General features: G+C 41.1%; 16 protein-coding genes, 1 tRNA gene and 1 pseudogene (2 of these 18 only partly in view). 12 read left to right on the forward strand and 6 right to left on the reverse strand.

Features of this window, described 5'->3' with window-relative positions:
• The 6 genes from QC759_RS06205 to QC759_RS06230 form a co-directional block, all read left to right on the forward strand.
• Positions 1-368 carry the final stretch of a sulfide-dependent adenosine diphosphate thiazole synthase gene (locus tag QC759_RS06205; protein ID WP_048073403.1) on the forward strand. It extends 460 nt beyond the left edge of the window, so 368 of the gene's 828 nt are visible here — the last part of the coding sequence; the start codon falls outside the window, past its left edge; the stop codon is at positions 366-368.
• Positions 369-410: 42 nt separating this feature from the next.
• Positions 411-890: an MOSC domain-containing protein gene (locus QC759_RS06210; protein ID WP_243687127.1), complete on the forward strand. Its 480-nt coding sequence runs from the start codon at positions 411-413 to the stop codon at positions 888-890.
• Between the two features lie 222 nt (positions 891-1112).
• On the forward strand, positions 1113-1994 hold the full coding sequence (gene pdxS, locus QC759_RS06215; RefSeq protein ID WP_048073404.1) for a pyridoxal 5'-phosphate synthase lyase subunit PdxS: 882 nt from the start codon (positions 1113-1115) through the stop codon (positions 1992-1994).
• 243 nt (positions 1995-2237) lie between these two features.
• Positions 2238-3521 (forward strand): MEDS domain-containing protein, encoded by a 1284-nt coding sequence (locus tag QC759_RS06220; RefSeq protein ID WP_052660010.1) that lies wholly within the window; start codon positions 2238-2240, stop codon positions 3519-3521.
• A gap of 104 nt (positions 3522-3625) precedes the next feature.
• On the forward strand, positions 3626-4270 hold the full coding sequence (locus tag QC759_RS06225; RefSeq protein WP_048073405.1) for a YkgJ family cysteine cluster protein: 645 nt from the start codon (positions 3626-3628) through the stop codon (positions 4268-4270).
• A gap of 253 nt (positions 4271-4523) precedes the next feature.
• Positions 4524-4676, forward strand: coding sequence for a hypothetical protein (locus QC759_RS06230; protein WP_171824056.1), 153 nt, complete (start codon positions 4524-4526; stop codon positions 4674-4676).
• Between the two features lie 141 nt (positions 4677-4817).
• Here the strand turns inward: QC759_RS06230 and QC759_RS06235 are convergent, their stop codons facing one another.
• The 6 genes and pseudogenes from QC759_RS06235 to QC759_RS06260 all read right to left on the reverse strand — a co-directional run.
• Complete coding sequence (locus QC759_RS06235) at positions 4818-5087, reverse strand: hypothetical protein (protein WP_048073406.1); 270 nt, start codon at positions 5085-5087, stop codon at positions 4818-4820.
• Between the two features lie 305 nt (positions 5088-5392).
• Positions 5393-7363, reverse strand: a complete 1971-nt coding sequence (gene nifS / locus QC759_RS06240) for a cysteine desulfurase NifS (protein WP_082055726.1) — start codon at positions 7361-7363, stop codon at positions 5393-5395.
• Positions 7364-7448: 85 nt separating this feature from the next.
• Complete coding sequence (gene nifU / locus QC759_RS06245) at positions 7449-7859, reverse strand: Fe-S cluster assembly scaffold protein NifU (protein WP_048073407.1); 411 nt, start codon at positions 7857-7859, stop codon at positions 7449-7451.
• Positions 7860-7881: 22 nt separating this feature from the next.
• On the reverse strand, positions 7882-9051 hold the full coding sequence (gene nifS / locus QC759_RS06250; protein WP_048073408.1) for a cysteine desulfurase NifS: 1170 nt from the start codon (positions 9049-9051) through the stop codon (positions 7882-7884).
• Between the two features lie 115 nt (positions 9052-9166).
• Positions 9167-10648 carry a homoserine O-acetyltransferase MetX gene (gene metX, locus QC759_RS06255; RefSeq protein WP_048073409.1) on the reverse strand — a complete coding sequence of 494 codons (1482 nt, stop codon included), beginning with the start codon at positions 10646-10648 and terminating at the stop codon, positions 9167-9169.
• Positions 10649-10815: 167 nt separating this feature from the next.
• A pseudogene (locus QC759_RS06260) lies at positions 10816-12120 on the reverse strand (O-acetylhomoserine aminocarboxypropyltransferase/cysteine synthase family protein); the annotation flags it as partial.
• A 333-nt stretch (positions 12121-12453) separates the two neighbouring features.
• On the opposite strand from QC759_RS06260, the gene QC759_RS06265 reads away from it, so the two are divergent.
• From QC759_RS06265 to hdrB, 6 genes are all read left to right on the forward strand, one after another.
• Positions 12454-12849: a pyridoxamine 5'-phosphate oxidase family protein gene (locus QC759_RS06265; protein WP_048073410.1), complete on the forward strand. Its 396-nt coding sequence runs from the start codon at positions 12454-12456 to the stop codon at positions 12847-12849.
• A gap of 230 nt (positions 12850-13079) precedes the next feature.
• A tRNA-Cys gene (locus QC759_RS06270) sits at positions 13080-13150 on the forward strand.
• A gap of 143 nt (positions 13151-13293) precedes the next feature.
• Positions 13294-14679, forward strand: coding sequence for a cysteine--tRNA ligase (gene cysS / locus QC759_RS06275; protein ID WP_048073411.1), 1386 nt, complete (start codon positions 13294-13296; stop codon positions 14677-14679).
• 221 nt (positions 14680-14900) lie between these two features.
• A complete protein-coding gene (locus QC759_RS06280; RefSeq protein ID WP_048073412.1) occupies positions 14901-16223 on the forward strand; it encodes a GMC family oxidoreductase N-terminal domain-containing protein in 1323 nt (440 codons plus the stop codon).
• 116 nt (positions 16224-16339) lie between these two features.
• The gene (hdrC, locus tag QC759_RS06285; protein ID WP_048073413.1) at positions 16340-16927 is read left to right on the forward strand and encodes a ferredoxin:CoB-CoM heterodisulfide reductase subunit HdrC; all 588 of its coding nucleotides are present in this window, start codon (positions 16340-16342) and stop codon (positions 16925-16927) included.
• Positions 16924-17500 carry the 5' portion of a ferredoxin:CoB-CoM heterodisulfide reductase subunit HdrB gene (gene hdrB / locus QC759_RS06290; RefSeq protein WP_048073414.1) on the forward strand. The gene runs 404 nt beyond the window's last position, so the window shows 577 of its 981 coding nt (coding positions 1-577); it begins with the start codon at positions 16924-16926; the stop codon falls past the right edge of the window. The genes hdrC and hdrB overlap by 4 nt, the downstream gene beginning before the upstream one ends.

Genomic DNA, 17500 nt, shown 5'->3' on the forward strand with positions numbered 1-17500 from the left:
TACCACGAGCAATTACCTGCGTTGATCCAGTGGCTTTAGAATCAAAGATAGTTATTGACGCTACAGGACACGACGCCGTGGTTGTTAAATCATTGGAAGAAAGGGGAACCGTGAATACAGCTGGTTTCCAGGGAATGTGGGTGGAAAAATCAGAGGATGCCATTGTGGAAAACACCAAAGAGGTTTACCCTGGGCTCCTGGTAACGGGAATGGCAGTGGCCACCACCTACGGAAGTCCCCGTATGGGACCCACCTTTGGAGGAATGCTTCTTTCTGGTGAAAGAGTGGCTGAGGTGGCCATTGAAAAATTGAAAAAAGATTTGGTAACTGCAGCAGGTGAGAAAGGGGAAGTAAAAGGGTCTAAATAAAGACCCATCCCCCTATCCACCCAGTTATCTTCGTGATTAACCATGATAACCGACAGATTAACCATGAACAACACAAATAAAACAGAATCCGGTCAAATTGTTGCGGTATGTACCAGTCCCCAAAAGCAGACCCGTAAAATTAACATCCAGGAAGGTGTGGTTAAAGAGAATCATGGACTGATGGGTGATGCTCATAGCAGCTCCCTAACTCACCGACAGGTTAGTCTCCTGGCCCAGGAGAGTATTGATAAGATGAAGGACCTGGGGCTGGATGTGCATCCCGGTGATTTTGCCGAAAACATCACCACCATTGGCATAGAACTGGTCACCATTCCCCTTGGTAGCCGGATCCAGGTGGGGAATGAAACCATACTGGAAGTTACCCAGATCGGTAAAGAATGCCACAACCGCTGTGCCATCTACCAACAGGCAGGAGACTGTATAATGCCCAGGGAAGGTATCTTCGCCCGGGCTATCACTGGAGGAAAGGTTAAAACTGGAGATAAAATCAGGATCCTTTGAATTTTCTATTACTTGAAATGTCAATACATTAAAATCTAAATAAACATTCCCCCCATCCTATTTAATCCTATTTCTACCTTAACTTTTTAATCCCTATTTGGGCTTATTAAAAAATTTTAATACACTTTAATGTGTATTGTAAGTAAATAAACGATTAATCTTTGTAAAAAAGAAATTATAGTCAAAAAAAATATATCTAGCGTGAATAAAGGAGAATTAATAATGTTGCATGGAACTGAAGTACTGAAAAAGGGCTTCGCCAAAATGACTAAAGGCGGAGTGATTATGGATGTTGTTAACGCTGAACAGGCAGTTATTGCTGAGGATGCTGGTGCAGTATCAGTTATGGCCCTGGAAAAGGTCCCCGCTGATATCCGGGCTGCCGGTGGAGTGGCCCGGATGGCCGATCCCTCCAAGGTCCTGGAGATCATAGATGCCGTGAGTATCCCGGTGATGGCCAAGGCCAGAATCGGCCACTTTGTAGAGGCCCAGGTCCTGGAAACCCTGGGAGTGGACATGATCGATGAGAGCGAAGTCCTAACTCCTGCCGATGAAAAATACCATATAAACAAAAAGTTATTTACCATACCATTTGTCTGCGGAGCACGGAATCTAGGAGAAGCTCTCCGCAGGATTGATGAAGGTGCCGCCATGATCCGTACCAAGGGAGAGGCAGGTACCGGTAACGTGGTGGAAGCTGTCCGTCACATGCGGGTGATCCAGGGAACCATCCGGGAACTCGCCAATAAAACCGAAGAGGAACTTTGGAGCGTGGCCAGAACACTGGAAGCGCCCCTGGAACTAGTGAAAGAGGCACAGAAACAGGGAAGGCTACCAGTGGTAAACTTTGCTGCTGGTGGTGTGGCCACTCCTGCTGATTCCGCCCTGATGATGCAACTCGGGGCAGACGGAGTATTTGTGGGCAGTGGAATTTTCAAATCAGAAAATCCCACACTGGTAGCCAACGCCATAGTGGAAGCCACCCACAACTACAAAAACCCAGAAATAATTGCTGAAGTTAGCCGAGATCTGGGAAATGCCATGCCCGGCCTGGAAATAAGCGAAATACCTGAAAATGAGCGTTTGCAGGAAAGAGGATGGTAATTAACCTCCCTTTTAATATTACTTACTTAAAATCACTTAAATATATTAAATAAAGTGATAAACCCCTAAATTATAATACATTAAGGGGGTTAGAACCACTAACCATTTTTTTTAATTATATTTAGTTTAGGGACCCCTATTATTTTAGTAAGCGATAACTTTTTACGATTATAGGGTGAAGTAAATATTGACATAAGGAAAATTATTTTTTTTCATGTCTTCCATGTCTCCGGTCGTGCGAAAATGAAAAAAGGACGTCAATTATATAAAATTGAAGACCTTAAACCAGGAAATCATCTTTGCTGTATTTATGAGACTGATGAAGAACACAAAAGTGTTATCACCCCATATTTACGATTAGGACTTGAAAATAACGAAAAGGTGTTGTACATTGTCAATGAAAACACCGCCGAAACTGTTCTTAATTACCTTAAGGACGATGGAGTAGACGCTGACCAGTTCCTCCATAATGGGCAACTATCTATTCTGACCGTGACTGACTCGTATATGAAAGACGGTGTTTTTGATCCAGATGAGATGATCAAAATGCTTTCGGATGAGACAGGAAAGGCCCTAAAAGAAGGTTATAATGCCCTGCGCGTTACTGGTGAAATGTCCTGGACACTAAGAGGTTTCCCCGGATCAGAACGTCTCATTGAATACGAAGCAAAATTGAACAACTTTTTTCCAACAAACGAATGTCTGGCTATTTGCCAATATGATGCCCGTATTTTTGGCCCTGAAATCTTAATGGAAATACTAGAAACCCACCCTTTAGCCATTATTGGCAGTGAAATCTATGAAAACTTCTATTACATCCCTCCTCATGAATTTCTCAGTGGAAAAACTCCGGAAAAGATACTGGAACACTGGAAAGAAAACCTTCAGTTGAGGAAGGAAATAAAAACCTCTCTGGCAGAAAAGGAAATACTCCTGAAAGAGATTCATCACCGGGTTAAAAATAATCTAATGATTATCTACAGCCTGTTGAATCTTCAGGCCGGGTACTTGGAAGATGAGAAATCCCGGGAAATATTCAAGGAAAGTCAGAGCCGTGCCCGTTCCATGGCCCTTATCCATGAAAGATTGTATCTGTCCACTGATCTTAAACTCATCGATTTCGGTGATTACTTACAAACATTATCCGCCGAGCTTTTACATACCTACGCCACACAGAAAGAGATTATAGAACTAGAAATGAATGTAGAAAACATAAAAATGGATATTAACCATGCAATACCTTTAGGTTTAATCTCCAACGAACTTATTACCAACTGTTTTAAACATGCCTTCCCCAATGGCCGAAATGGTAAAGTCCAGATAGATCTCCGTAAAAATGGTGGTCTATGCGAAATGATCGTGCGGGATAATGGTGTAGGATTTCCAGAAGAGATAGATTTTAGAAACACTAATTCACTGGGGCTGCAAATGATAAACAGTTTAACCAAACAGATAGATGGAAGTATTGATCTGGATAATAACCCGGGTACAGAATTTAAAATTACTTTCAAAGATTCGAATAGGTGATAAGATTTAGATTATCTATTAAATTAGAAACCCACTCATTAATCATCTTAAAATATTTTTGAACAACCATCAGGACCTAATAAGAAAAAAATGAGTGCAGGGACATGTTAAGAGATCTTTTAATTGATCAAGAACTGTTTGAAATCCTCAGAACCAGATCATTGGAATCTGATGACTGTGGAATGAACACTACTAAAGAGGTTGAACTCCTGGAAAAAGCAGTATTCAATAGATTGAAAAAGAAAAGAAGTGTTAAAAAGTACAAGAAATTAGGGGTTACTAAAGGGGACCTTAAGCAGATCATACAACTGGCAGACATAATGGGTTTAGATACATTAGATGGTCCATCAAACTATGAATTAGCCATGGAACATGAAGAATGGTGTACTGTTTGTGGAAGATGCTGCCGGGAATCTGAATCTGTTTTCATTCATAGAGATGAACTCAACCTGTTACTTACCTTCAACTCAGATCTGGAGAAGGAAATCATTCGCAACAAAGAGTTCCCCCAACATTTCGAAATAAGGGACAGCCACCCCTGCAAATTCATTGACCCAGACAGCAATAAATGCGCAATATACACTTTCCGACCCCAAGTCTGCCGCAACTATCCACTGACACTAATCGGATCCCCAGGTAAAGCCCAAAATTCCATCCACTTAAGTTCAAAATGCAATTACTCAGTTAATCTGATTCTTAAAAAATCTATTATACTCTTTGATGAAGCTATTCAAAGACTTGAAGGATAATTTAAATTATTTAGAATATTTAGATTATTAAAAATTTTTGGGAGTTATAATGTCATTTAAGGGATTAATTCATTTTTGATTTATTTAATATGATTTTAAATTACAAATTATTTAGTCTGCCCACTTTTCTTATCTTTGCCAATTTTCTTATCTTTGATTATAACCTCCCCAAATAATAAATAATTTCCCCAACAGAAGATAGTAAACAAGGAATTAAAAGAAATGAACAATGAATTAAGAGGGGGATTTTACCATGGCTGAAACATGCATGAGCGAAAGTGAAGTTGAAAATTTTGTGGATAACTTTAAGGGAATGTTATGGGATGAATTAGAGGATGCTCTGAATTGTATGTCCCCAGAGGATATGGTGGCAGTCATATTAGCTTTGAAAAAGAGATTTGGATAATATGAAGTTAGATAATACAATTAATTTCTTTTTTTATGGTATTTCACATTAAAATGAACTAAAAATAAATTAAAGTATGTGGAATGGAGTTTTAACCTGAAATAAGAAAAAATGAATAAGCTGATTATTCTATTTAAAAACTTATTCAATAACCGCTATTTTTCCAAAATGATCATGGTAGTACTGGTAACCCGCAGGGGCCAGAGTCACATTGAAAAAATCATACCTTAACTTTTTCCTTCCAGGGAAGGTCTGCACCAGCCCCATATCTTCAAGACAGGGCACAGCACTGTTAATTTCATCAAAACTAAGGTTGGTTAATCTTTTTATGACATCACCATTACCCCTTCTCCTACTTCCTTCCACCATTGCCTTCAATATTATCATTGCATTTTCCTGGTTGGGATCCATCAAATCACCACCTGAATGTTAATTAATCACCAGTTTTCGAGTTCATCCCCTTTCCTTGTATATTAGTTTTAAGTCGTTTTTAAGTCATTAACGAAATATAATTCCCATTTAAATCGAAAAATCTCCATAATACCTCCATGAAACTGGAGGATAATCTTAAAACATTGGTAACAGGGATGGTTAAATATACGAAATACATTATATATAAATCGAACTGTTTTAAAAATGATATCGTGAATAATATTTATGGTTTAATATTCATGGTTTTTGAAGATTGAACTTGTTTTAAAGAACCAAAAAAGGATTCATTCCAGCGATACCCGCTGAGGATTAGTGTAAATATTAAATCGACTCCCTCTTAAAAATCCAATCATGGTTATTCCTGCCTTAAAGGCCACAGAGTAACCCGATGATGTGGGAGCTGCGTTGGAGGCTATAATGGGAATTCCCACCCGGGCCAGTTTTATCATCATGTCCGCGGGCATCCGGCCACTGTAAACCATGAAACTCTGGGAAAAGTCAACCTTTGCCAGTGCGGCAGCACCTATTACCTTATCTGCGGCAACGTGGCGGCTTACATCCTCACGGGTGATGAATTTATCCTGGTAAACCAGGCCCGCAACATGAGTGCCTCCGGTGTTCTGCCAGATTCGGGCTTCATCCCTTAACTCATCAATGGCCTGGAAAATATCATCAGGAGATAATGTAAATTCGGATTCCACCCGGTTTATGGTTTCGATTTTGCGCCTCCATCCACCGAAACAGTCTGAACCAACCACCAGATCCTTTATATCAAAGTCAGTGAGGTCTATCTCCACGTTGATATCCAGACTATTGATTTTTATCTTTTTTATACCATTAATAGTGGTCACCAGGCCTTCTCCGAGTAAATAACCCCTGGTAAATTCTTCCAGGGCATCTGGACTTATGGAGAAACTCCTTCGGAATTTTTCATTAATAATTAGGTTTACCTGTTCATCAACCACAATCTCATCATCCCCGGGAGTTAACCCTGGAGTTGAAGGTGGAGTAAAGGTTTTAAATGATTTTTCAGGGGCAAACGAAGCATTGTAACGTTCTATGGGAACTATTTCCGTCATTCCCTGGACACTGGCCGGGGTTCTGAGTTTTTCCACTGCTAATTTAATGTTTTTGATAGCTAAATCAATATCTTCTGGAGTATTTTCCTTTCCCAGTGTTACCCGGAGTGAGCCATTGGCCGCTTCCTCATCCAAACCCATTGCCCGGAGGACAGGGGATGGTTCCACTTTCTTGGTGGAACAGGCTGAACCAGTGGAAACTTCCACCCCCTGGGCATCCATTAGGAAAGTTAATGGTTCTCCCCTCATTTTTTTAAAACTGAAGTGCGCATTACCTGGTAATCGTTTAATAGGATGGCCATTCAACTGTACATCATCAACTGCTTCCAGAACTCCCTTGATAAGATGATCCCTTAATTGGATGATATATTCCTGGTTATGGTCCAGGTTTTCTTCGGCGATCTGGCAGGCCTTACCCAAACCTACAATTCCGGGAATGTTTTCTGTTCCGGGACGCATGCCTCTCTCATGACCTCCCCCATGGAGTAATGGGTCAATTTGAACCCCTCTTCGGATGTAAAGGACTCCTACTCCTTTCGGTCCGTATAGTTTATGGGCAGATATAGACAGCAGGTCCACGTTCATGTCCCCCACATTAACTGGAATCTTACCCACACTCTGCACAGCATCAGTATGGAAATAAATACCCTTTTCCCGGGCCAGTGCACCAATCTCTTTTATTGGTTGGATAGTGCCGATTTCATTGTTGGCGTGCATCACCGTGATCAGAATAGTTTCAGGGGTGATTGCATCTTTTAAATCCCTTAAGGAAACTATTCCCTCCTCATTCACCGGTAAAAATGTTACTCTGAATCCCTCTTTTTCCAGATGTTTACAGGTTTCTAAAACAGCGGGATGTTCAATGGAAGAAGTTATAATATGGTTTCCCTTGTTTTTCCGGTGCCGGGAGGCACCTTTAATGGCTATGTTGTCTGATTCTGTGCCTCCACTGGTGAAGTAAATTTCAGTGGGTTGGGCACCTATTAGAGATGCTACCTGTTCACGTGCCTTTTCCATGGCAGTTCTGGCTTTTCGCCCAAGGGAATAAAGAGTAGAAGCGTTTCCAAAAGAATCGCTAAAATAAGGTTCCATTGCATTCCACACCTCAGGGTCAAGAGGGGATGTGGCAGAATGATCCAGGTAAACCTGCTTAGAGTGGGGGGAATGGTTAGTCATGGGAAATGGTAGTATCCTTTAGACGTTCATCATCGGATTTTTAAAATAAAATAATATTATTTTGAGGTTTAAAATGAAATAATAATTATTCTGAGGATTTATCCTCAGAAGAATTTTCAACCTCTTTTTCAGCCTGTTTCATTTTGTAATCGGCGATGGCCGCCCTTAAGGCATCAGCAGCTAAATTGGAACAGTGCATCTTCACCGGTGGGAGTCCTTCCAATTCTTCGGCTACATCATCTCTGGTGATTTTCAGAGCTTCATCAAGGGTTTTTCCCATGGCCATCTCGGTTATCATACTGCTAGTGGCAATTGCAGCCCCACAACCGAATGTTTTGAATTTTATATCAGTTATAACCTCATCTTCTACTTTGATGTAGATGGTCATCAGGTCACCACACACCGGGTTTCCTTCGGTTCCCACTCCACTGGCATCTTCTATTTCACCAACGTTACGGGGGTTAGAAAAATGGTCCATTACCTTTTCGCTGTACATAACATCACCTTCTTAACTTTTTTTATGCATCTTCTGGTGTTGCACACCAGAGCGGAGACATGCTCCTTAGTCTTTCAACTACTTCATCAATTGCATCGATGGTGTAATCAATATCTTGGGGGGTGTTTTCTGTGCCTAGACTTATGCGCAGTGATCCATGGGCATCCACTTCCTTAAGCCCTATGGCCATCAGAACATGGGATGGTTCCAGTTTCTTGGATGAGCAAGCTGAACCTGTGGAAGCGTTGATTTCCTTGGCGTCCAGTTGCAGTACCAGTGATTCTCCCTCTATGCCTGTAAATCTGAAGTTGGCATTGTTGGGAAGTCTTTTAGTGGGATGTCCATTTAGGTATGATTGTTCAATGTTCCCCAGGACTCCCTGTATTAATCTGTCTCGTAATGATGATACGTATTCCATGTTCTTTTCCAGATTATCCTCGGCTATCTGGCAGGCCTTACCCAAACCTACAATTCCTGGAATGTTTTCTGTTCCCGGGCGCATACCTCTTTCATGCCCTCCACCATGGAGTAATGGGTCAATTCGGACTCCTTTACGGATATATAATGCCCCGATTCCTTTCGGTCCGTATAGTTTATGGGCAGATATGGATAACATATCCACGTTCATGTCCCCCACATTAACTGGAATCTTACCTACACTCTGCACGGCATCAGTATGGAAATAGATTCCCTTTTCCCGGGCCAGTGCACCAATCTCTTTTATTGGTTGGATAGTGCCGATTTCATTGTTAGCATGCATCACCGTAATCAAAATAGTTTCCGGAGTGATTGCTGCTTCCACATCAGAAACTTTCACTATGCCTTCTTCACCCACTGGCAGGTAAGTAACCTGGTATCCATTTTTTTCCAAGTATTTGCAGGTTTCTTCCACTGCAGGATGTTCTATATCACTAGTTATGATGTGGTTGCCCTTGTTTTTCAGTTTGCTGGCAGTTCCCTTTATTGCTATGTTATCTGATTCTGTGCCTCCACTGGTGAAGTACACCTCTTCTGGTTTAGCACCTATAAGTGATGCCACCTGTTTTCTGCCATTTTCCATGGCAGTTCTGGCTTCCCTTCCCAGAGCGTATAAGGTAGAGGCGTTCCCAAATGATTCTGTGAAGTAGGGTAGCATGGCCTCCAGGACTTCCGGGTTAACGGGTGATGTTGCCGAATGATCCATATAACTCATTATATCACCTTATTTTTTTTATTAATTCTGAATAACCTTTATTAATGCTGAATAATTCTAAAACTTTTTCTCAATCATACTATATGAACCTTAAAATTCTTAATATTTGCCCAGTTTAATATTTGTCCCCGGCAATGAGGGTGCTTATGTGGTCCGTGGTTATAAGACCCAAAACATTTCCATGATCATTGACCACTGGAAGCGAAGATATGTTATGTTTTCTCATTTTCCGTGCAGCTAATTCAATTGGATCCTGTGGAAGTGCAGTTACAACATCACAGGTCATGATCTGGTCGAGTTTATCATATTTGAGAGCTACTGCTTTGGAAATATCCCATGCTGTAACAATTCCCAGCATTCTACGGTCTTCGGAAACCACCGGTAGGTGGGTGACTTTTTCATCCAGCATTAACTCTGCTGCTTCTTCAATACTGGAATCTTCGGTTATGGTGGCTGCATTGAGGGTCATCACATCTACCACCAGGGTTTCACTGAAAAATCCATTTATAATGTAGCTGAGTTGTCCTGCTTCTAGTAAGAATGCATCGTGACCATAGCTAGATTTGATCTGGCAGTAACTGACATCGACTTCATTGGCAGTTAAGGCCATTACTATTTCTTTAGACTCAGCTGGCGTGTAAAGCCAGTCTGAATCAACTGATATTACTAATACTCTGGCTTTAACATCTTTGAGTGCTTCGGATAAGGATACTGTTCCGTTTTCTGTCAGGTCAAAGTAGTCAATGGCTTTGGAGATGTAGAGATATGAGTTGGCATCGAATCTCTTGGTGAAGGTGTCTCCCTGATAGTGGAGGTAGCTTTCCACCTCAAAGTCTGTGGAAAAATCAAAACTGTACTCTTCTTTGTCCTGGAGTCTTCTTCCGAACTTTTCATACATTGATTCGTTGCTGAGGTAAGTTATGTGGCCGATCATACGGGCTAGGGCCAAGCCACTGTCTGGAAATTCTCCTTCATAATAATTACCTTCATTCCAGTGGGGATCACTGATTATGGCTCTTCTTCCCACTTCATTGAATGCGATTTGTTGGGGTGATGAATAGGATGTGGTGGCAATGGGTATGGCAGATCTCACCATGTCCGGGTAGGATACACACCACTGGAGGACCTGCATGCCACCCATGGATCCACCTACCACTGAGAATAGTTGTTTGATTTGGAGGTGGTCAATTAATTTTTTCTGGGCTTTTACCATGTCTTTGATGGTGATGATAGGGAATTCTAATGCGTATTGTTTCCCTGTTTCCGGATTTTGGGATGAAGGTCCGGTTGATCCCTGGCATCCCCCCAGTACATTGGAGCAGATGATGAAGTAACGATCGGTGTCCAGGCATTTGCCCGGGCCGATTATATTATCCCACCAGCCAGGTTTCCGGTCTCCTTCATGCCATCCTGCCACATGGGCATTACCCGAGAGGGCGTGACAGACCAAAATAGCGTTACTTTTTTGCTTATTTAAGGCCCCATAGGTTTCATAGGCTATAGTAACATCTTTTAGACTGTCTCCACCATCTAATATTAATTCTTCAGATAGGTTGTAATATTTAGTTTCTACAACGCCAACAGATTCTTTTTTCATTTTTTGTCCCACATTGAGTAGGTTTACATGTAACTATACTAATATTGGTTATATTATCATAGTTAATTTTAGGAAAATCCATCTTACACACCGATGTATCCTTTTAGTTTGTCAACAGTTGACTTGTCATTTTCTTCAGAAACATCATCATCATCGATTTCTACATCAATGCGTGATAATGCCTGATCAATGTCAGCAATGATATCTTCCACATCTTCCAGTCCAACTGATACTCTTATGAAGTCAGGAGTTACTCCTGTAGCTGCCTGTTCTTCTGTGGTTAGCTGCTGGTGAGTGGTTGATGCAGGGTGTATAACCAGACTCTTAGAATCTCCTATGTTAGCCAGATGCGAGAGTAGTTCCACATTGTTTATGAACTGTTTACCAGCTTCAAGACCTCCTTTAATTCCAAATCCGAGTAATGCCCCGTATCCTTTTTTAAGATATTTAGAAGCTACTTCATGGGCTGAATCTTCTTCCAGTCCAGGATAACTCACCCAGCTGACTTTTGGGTGGTTTTTGAGGAAGTTAGCAACAGTAAGTGCATTTCTGGAGTGTTGTTTCACACGCAGATCCAGTGTTTCCAGTCCCTGCAGGAATAACCAAGTGTTGAAAGGACTCACCTGTGCTCCAAGATCACGGAGTAATCTTACTCTTGCTCTGAAGGTGAAAGCCACATTACCTAACCCTGGGAAGTCTCCAAAAGCATCCCAGTAAACTAATCCATGGTAACTTGGATCTGGTTCTGTGAATCCGGGGAATTTACCATTACTCCAATCAAATTTACCGGAATCAACTATAACTCCACCTATTGATGTTCCGTGACCCCCTATGAACTTGGTTGCGGATAAAACAGTGATGTCCACTCCGTGTTCTATGGGCTTCACCAGACCTACTGCACTGGTGTTATCTACTACCACTGGGATTCCAGCTTCGTGGGCGATGTCTGAGATGATTTCAAAATCTGGCACGTCGAGTTTTGGATTTCCAAGTGATTCTGCAAATATGGCCTTGGTTTTATCAGTTATGGCATCTTCGAATTCTTCGGGTTTATCAGAGTTCAAAAAATTAACTTTCCTGCCTAATTCTGGGAAAGTGTAGTTAAACAGTTGGTAAGTTCCACCGTAGAGATTGTCCGCAGATAATATTTCATCCCCAGGTCCACTTAGGTTGAGTAATGCATAGGTAGTTGCAGCCTGTCCCGATGCTACGGCTAAAGCAGAGTTACCACCTTCAATAGCGGCTATTCTCCTTTCGAACACATCGTTGGTAGGGTTCATAATACGGGTGTATATGTTACCCAGTTCTTTTAAGCCAAATAAGTTGGCTGCATGATCCGCATCGTTGAATACGTATGCTGCTGTCTGATATATAGGCACGGCTCTTGCTCCAGTTGCAGGATCTGGTTCTTCCTGTCCTATGTGCAACCCCAATGTACTTAATCCAAATTCTTTCTTGTTTTTTTCTGTCATTTGGTTTCCTCCATTTTGTTTTAAACTTCCATTTTTCCCAATATTCTACATTTATATATCGTATTATGGAGTTTTAATGATTTTCTGAGGGAATTTTAGTATTAGCCTTGTTCTTATTGAGAACCATGCTGAAATATATCTCCACCAGAAAATATAACAATTGTTATATTATTTTACTATTTATACTTTGTCCCCCATATCAGTTAGAGCCTAACTTTTCTACTTATAACACCAGCCCCCTACATTTAGCAAATTAAATCAACTGGAAAATCAATTAATTATATAACATAACTTATATAATATAACAATAGTTATATAAATTTTGGTGATACAATGACCATGACTGAAGAAATGATGGAAGCTATAGAAAAAGACTTAGTATTCCTGGCCACAGCCAGCAGCGAAGGAATTCCCAACGTGGTTCCCATTGGCTTTGCCCGGCCCATTGACAACGGAAGTATATTGATCGCTGACAACTACATGAACAAAACCCGGAAGAACATTGAAGAAAACCCTAACGTTGCCATCGTGACCAAGGATGCCCAAAAAAATCCATACCAATTTAAAGGTAAAGCTGAGATATTTGAGTCTGGTAAAATCTTCGACGAAGTGGTGGAATGGGCTCAGAACGTTATGACCAAACTCAATCCCAAAGCAGCCATAGTGATTAAATTAACTGAAATATACTCGGTACAGCCTGGCCCTGAAGCCGGAAAAAAGGTCGAATAAGTTACAAATAAATTGAATAAATACCACCATATATTTATTCAATTTTTATTTAATATAAGTCCTTAAAATTTAAAATCAATATCTATAATCGGTTTTGGTAATTGATACAACAACAAAAATAGTGGAATTCATATGAATCTGGTTTGGTGAATTGATAACAACCTTTATATATAACAATTGTTAACATTAGGTAGTACCGCTAAAATAACTAAATTCCAAAATCGTTTTTTGCCGAGATGACCGAGCGGCTAGGTGCGTGGCTGCAGACCACGATACTTGGGTTCAAATCCCAATCTCGGCCTTTTATTTATTAACAAGAAATAGCTAAAGCCCTATCTATTAAATTACTCAATTATTGACTTAATTAGTCAATATTAGTTAGATTTAGTCAATCAGAGGTTAATAACAAATAAACAGTATCTAAAGTATCAATCACGTGATCACATGATAAAAGTATACAACACTCTAACCCGTAAAAAAGAGCTTTTTAAACCACGCGAAGGAAACCGGGTAAAACTCTTTGTTTGCGGGCCAACAGTTTACGATAACTCACACATTGGTCACGCCCGGACCTATATTTCCTTTGATGTTATTGCCCGCTACCTGAAATACCGGGGTTACAGTGTTTTTTACCTGCAAAACATCACTGATGTGGATGATAAAATCATTAAACGAGCCATTGAAACCGGGACAGAACCCATTCAACTAGCCCGGGAATTTGAAAATAAATACATTGAAGATATGGAGACACTGGGTGTGGAAAATGTAAATCTCTACGCCCGGGCCACAGAACACCTTCCGGAGATCATTGCCCAGATAAAAACCCTCCTGGATAAAGGATTCGCCTACGAAACTGGAAATGGAGTGTACTTCGATGAATCAAAGTTCCCCGACTTTGGTAAACTCTCTAACCGCAACCTTGAGGATCTTAATGTTCACCGCATCAACCCCGACACCAGCAAGCGTAACCCCGGAGATTTCGCCCTGTGGAAAAAGAAAGATGATGAACCTAACTGGGATTCTCCCTGGGGTACAGGACGACCCGGATGGCACATAGAAGACACCGCCATAACTGAAGAATACTTCGGAGCCCAGTACGACATACATGGAGGTGGGCTGGATCTAATATTCCCCCATCATGAAGCCGAAATAGCCCAGATGGAATCAGTTTCCGGGAAAAAACCCATGGTCCGCTACTGGATCCACACCGGTTTTTTAAATGTGAAGGGTGAGAAAATGTCCAAATCACTGGGTAACTTCATCACCATCAAAGACCTGCTGAAAGAATATCCACCAGAAGTGTTCCGTTTCTTCGTCCTCTCCACCCATTACCGCAGCCCCATTGATTTCAGTCAGGAAATACTGGAGCAATCCCAGAATGGGCTTAAAAGAATATACAAACTTACCGAGACCATTGATGGCCTTCTGAAAAGTGATATTCCCCAAAACAGTACCAAAAACACAGAACACCAGAAGTTACTCCAGGATACCCGAGAAAATTTCTTTGAAGCCATGGACAATGATTTTAACACACCATTTGCCCTTTCATCCCTTTTTGATTTTATAAGAGACATGAACCGAGATATAAACGAATTAAATATCTCAAAAAACACATTAATCAATGTTAAAGAATTTATAAACGAAATTGGTAACATTTTAGGTTTTGAATTTGTTTTAAATAAATCCCATGAGGATGTTACTGGTGAACTGGTGGATATTCTCACTGAAGTCCGGGAAAGACTGCGAGCAAAAAAAGATTATGAGCTTTCAGATGAAATACGAAGCAAATTAAATGACTTAAACATAGTTATAGAAGACCGAAAGAATTAATTTTAATAAAAAAAATCTTTAAAGAGGATTTCATCCCTTTATGGGTTTAAATCCATTACTTAAATCCATTATAACACCATTAAGTGGTTTAATTTGAGAGAAAATTAAACTAGTTCCTTATAAAATAATTAGAAATAGAGTGCCATTCAATTATTCAATAAAACTTCAAAAAACTCATTAGAAATTATTATAATAAGTAGGAGTGTAATGAGGGATAGATTATGATTTACGATGTTATTGTAGTGGGAACAGGCGCCGGCGGATCAACCGTAGCGCGTGAGCTCTCAATTAAAGGTTTTGATGTTTTAATACTGGAAAAAGGAGAGTTTATACCTTCTGGTTCTGCAGTCACCGGGATAAAAACTGCTGATCTTATTCTAAACCAGGATGAGGTAAAAATCCCAGAATACGAATTCCTCAAGTACCCTGGAGAACTTATGTACATTGAAGGTGTGGGGGGAACAACTCCAGTTTCACTGGCCAATGCCTGTTACGCCTGTACCGCCTGTTACTCCAACTCTCCCACCGCCCAGTTCAAGATCCATGATCTGGAACTTTTTGAAGAACTCATGGAAGCCAGCCGTGACCTGAAGGTGGGTCCACTTCCCCAGACACGGACTGGGCCTGTAACCCGCAAAATATGGGATGCTGCTGAAAAACTGGGCTACTTTGTAGAACCCATGCCCAAATTCATTGATTACTCCCGATGTAATAACTGTGGCCTCTGTATTGAGGGGTGCACAAATGGAGCAAAATGGGATGCCACAGACTTTGTTAACGATGCTGTGCAAGCGGGTGCTACACTGGTACGTGAATTTACAGTTAATAAAGTCCTGCACAGTGAAGGAAAATGTTGGGGAGTAGAAGGCATTGATAACCAAGGAAATATTAGAACTTACGAGGCCCATAGGATCATTCTGGCTGCAGGGGCACTGAACACTCCACAAATATTAAAAAATAGCCAACTAACCGAGGGAGTGGGCGAAGGCCTCTTCACAGATTTATTCATCACCGTGGGGGGCTTTCTAAAAGATGCTAAACTGAATCAGGAGATACCCATGGGTATTAAATCTGAATTTGGAGCTTACTTCCTATCACCACACTTTTCAAGCCAGCTCATCCCATTAATAACAGAAAAGGGCTTCGATACCCGCAATGAAGATGTGGTAGGTTTAATGGTTAAGATTGCCGATGAAGCCAATGGTTCCCTGAATGATGATGGTTCCATTACCAAACCCCTGACCAGTTGGGATCTGAAACTATTAACTGAAGGTTATGATAAAGCTATGGAAATACTCACCGAGATCGGTGTGGATCCTTCTTCAATTGTAGCTACACCCCTAAGAGGAGCACATCCAGGGGGAACTGCCGCCATGGGCAAAGTAGTTGATCGATCCCTGGAAACTAGGATAAAAAATCTTTTCATCGCCGATGCCAGTGTTATACCCCAGGCACCAGGACGGCCACCCATATTAACCATAACCTCACTGTCCAAAAGACTGGCTAAAAATATTATTCAGGAAACTGTTCAACTAAAGAATTAACATCTTTAAGGACGAGAATGATTTGTAATTATTAAAAATTATGGATTATATTTATAAGGGTAAATAAGCCCATCACTTAAGAAGAGGCAATACAACTCATAAGAGGTAATTTGGTAATGAGAACTCTCAAACTCAATGAAGATTCTTCTAAACTTGCCAAAGAAGTAATTGGCGATTTAAAAGCTTCTCCTTCCCTTGAACTCTTTAAATGCATACAGTGCGGAATGTGCACTTCACTGTGCCCCGGAGCGCGTTACAGTGATTACAATCCCCGGGAAATGGTTAAAAGGGTATTAGATGGAGATGAAAGTGTCATCTATGATGATGATATATGGAACTGTTTCTACTGTTACACTTGTAACAGTGTTTGCCCGGCTAACAACAGTGCCAGTGTGGTAAACCAGATCCTGAGACAGAAGGCTATTAATGAAGGAAAACAAACTGATAGGCTTTCTGCATTCTTAACCTACGGTGATAGCTTCCTGGAAATCGGGATAGGTTCTATCCCTGCCGCTTTTTTCGATGTGCTGGTCAAGGACTTTGGACCGGAATGGCTTGATCTTAAAATGAACTTGGATGACGTGCGGAAGGAACTGGGACTGGGATCAGTGACCCTGCCGGAAGATTCCGTTGAAGAAATAAACGAAATTCTCAAAATAACGGGGTTCACCCGGAAAATGGAGAAAATAAGGGGATCCCCATGAAGAAAATACCTGATAAAGATATCCTGTTATTTAAAAGCTGTCTGGTGAGTGTGGAGTATCCTGGTGTGGAATCATCAACTGCCTTCCTCTTTGATAAGCTGGGAGTGGGGTACCATCGTGACCAACGCCAGTCCTGCTGCACTGGGCTGGGACACTATTACGATCTTTTCGACCAGCTTTCCACCACTGCCCTGGCTGCCCGTAATTTCTGGGTTGCCCGGGATTCGGGTAATCCCAACATAGCAGTGATGTGCGCCACTTGCTATGCTATCCTGAAGAAATCTGCCGAGATCCTTAATGAAAATAATGAAGCCCGTGAAAAGATCAACGGACTCCTGGAAGAAGGAGGGCTGGGTAAAATGGTCTATCACAAGGGTGATATCGACCCCCATAAAAACATCTTCCATGCTGCAGAAATTCTTTATAACCAGAGAGAAATATTTGAAGAATCCTCCCAGCTGGATTTTTCGCAGTTTAATATTGCCACTCACCATGCCTGCCACTACTGTAAAGTGCACTATGAAGATACCATTGGTGGAGTCAGACATCCTATGCTCATTGATGAAATTGTTA

Source organism: Methanobacterium formicicum, assembly GCF_029848115.1.
In the GTDB taxonomy this organism is placed as follows: Archaea; Methanobacteriota; Methanobacteria; order Methanobacteriales; family Methanobacteriaceae; genus Methanobacterium; species Methanobacterium formicicum.

Excerpts from the sequence above, each read along its gene's own strand:
- nifU (WP_048073407.1), bottom strand. The coding sequence starts at position 7,859 with ATGTACAGCGAAAAGGTAATGGACCATTTTTCTAACCCCCGTAACGTT.
- QC759_RS06220 (WP_052660010.1), top strand. The coding sequence starts at position 2,238 with ATGAAAAAAGGACGTCAATTATATAAAATTGAAGACCTTAAACCAGGA.
- nifS (WP_082055726.1), bottom strand. The coding sequence starts at position 7,363 with ATGACTAACCATTCCCCCCACTCTAAGCAGGTTTACCTGGATCATTCT.
- hdrC (WP_048073413.1), top strand. The coding sequence starts at position 16,340 with ATGAGAACTCTCAAACTCAATGAAGATTCTTCTAAACTTGCCAAAGAA.
- nifS (WP_048073408.1), bottom strand. The coding sequence starts at position 9,051 with ATGAGTTATATGGATCATTCGGCAACATCACCCGTTAACCCGGAAGTC.
- QC759_RS06230 (WP_171824056.1), top strand. The coding sequence starts at position 4,524 with ATGGCTGAAACATGCATGAGCGAAAGTGAAGTTGAAAATTTTGTGGAT.
- metX (WP_048073409.1), bottom strand. The coding sequence starts at position 10,648 with ATGAAAAAAGAATCTGTTGGCGTTGTAGAAACTAAATATTACAACCTA.
- QC759_RS06225 (WP_048073405.1), top strand. The coding sequence starts at position 3,626 with ATGTTAAGAGATCTTTTAATTGATCAAGAACTGTTTGAAATCCTCAGA.
- QC759_RS06265 (WP_048073410.1), top strand. The coding sequence starts at position 12,454 with ATGACCATGACTGAAGAAATGATGGAAGCTATAGAAAAAGACTTAGTA.
- QC759_RS06280 (WP_048073412.1), top strand. The coding sequence starts at position 14,901 with ATGATTTACGATGTTATTGTAGTGGGAACAGGCGCCGGCGGATCAACC.
- QC759_RS06235 (WP_048073406.1), bottom strand. The coding sequence starts at position 5,087 with ATGGATCCCAACCAGGAAAATGCAATGATAATATTGAAGGCAATGGTG.
- pdxS (WP_048073404.1), top strand. The coding sequence starts at position 1,113 with ATGTTGCATGGAACTGAAGTACTGAAAAAGGGCTTCGCCAAAATGACT.
- QC759_RS06210 (WP_243687127.1), top strand. The coding sequence starts at position 411 with ATGATAACCGACAGATTAACCATGAACAACACAAATAAAACAGAATCC.
- cysS (WP_048073411.1), top strand. The coding sequence starts at position 13,294 with ATGATAAAAGTATACAACACTCTAACCCGTAAAAAAGAGCTTTTTAAA.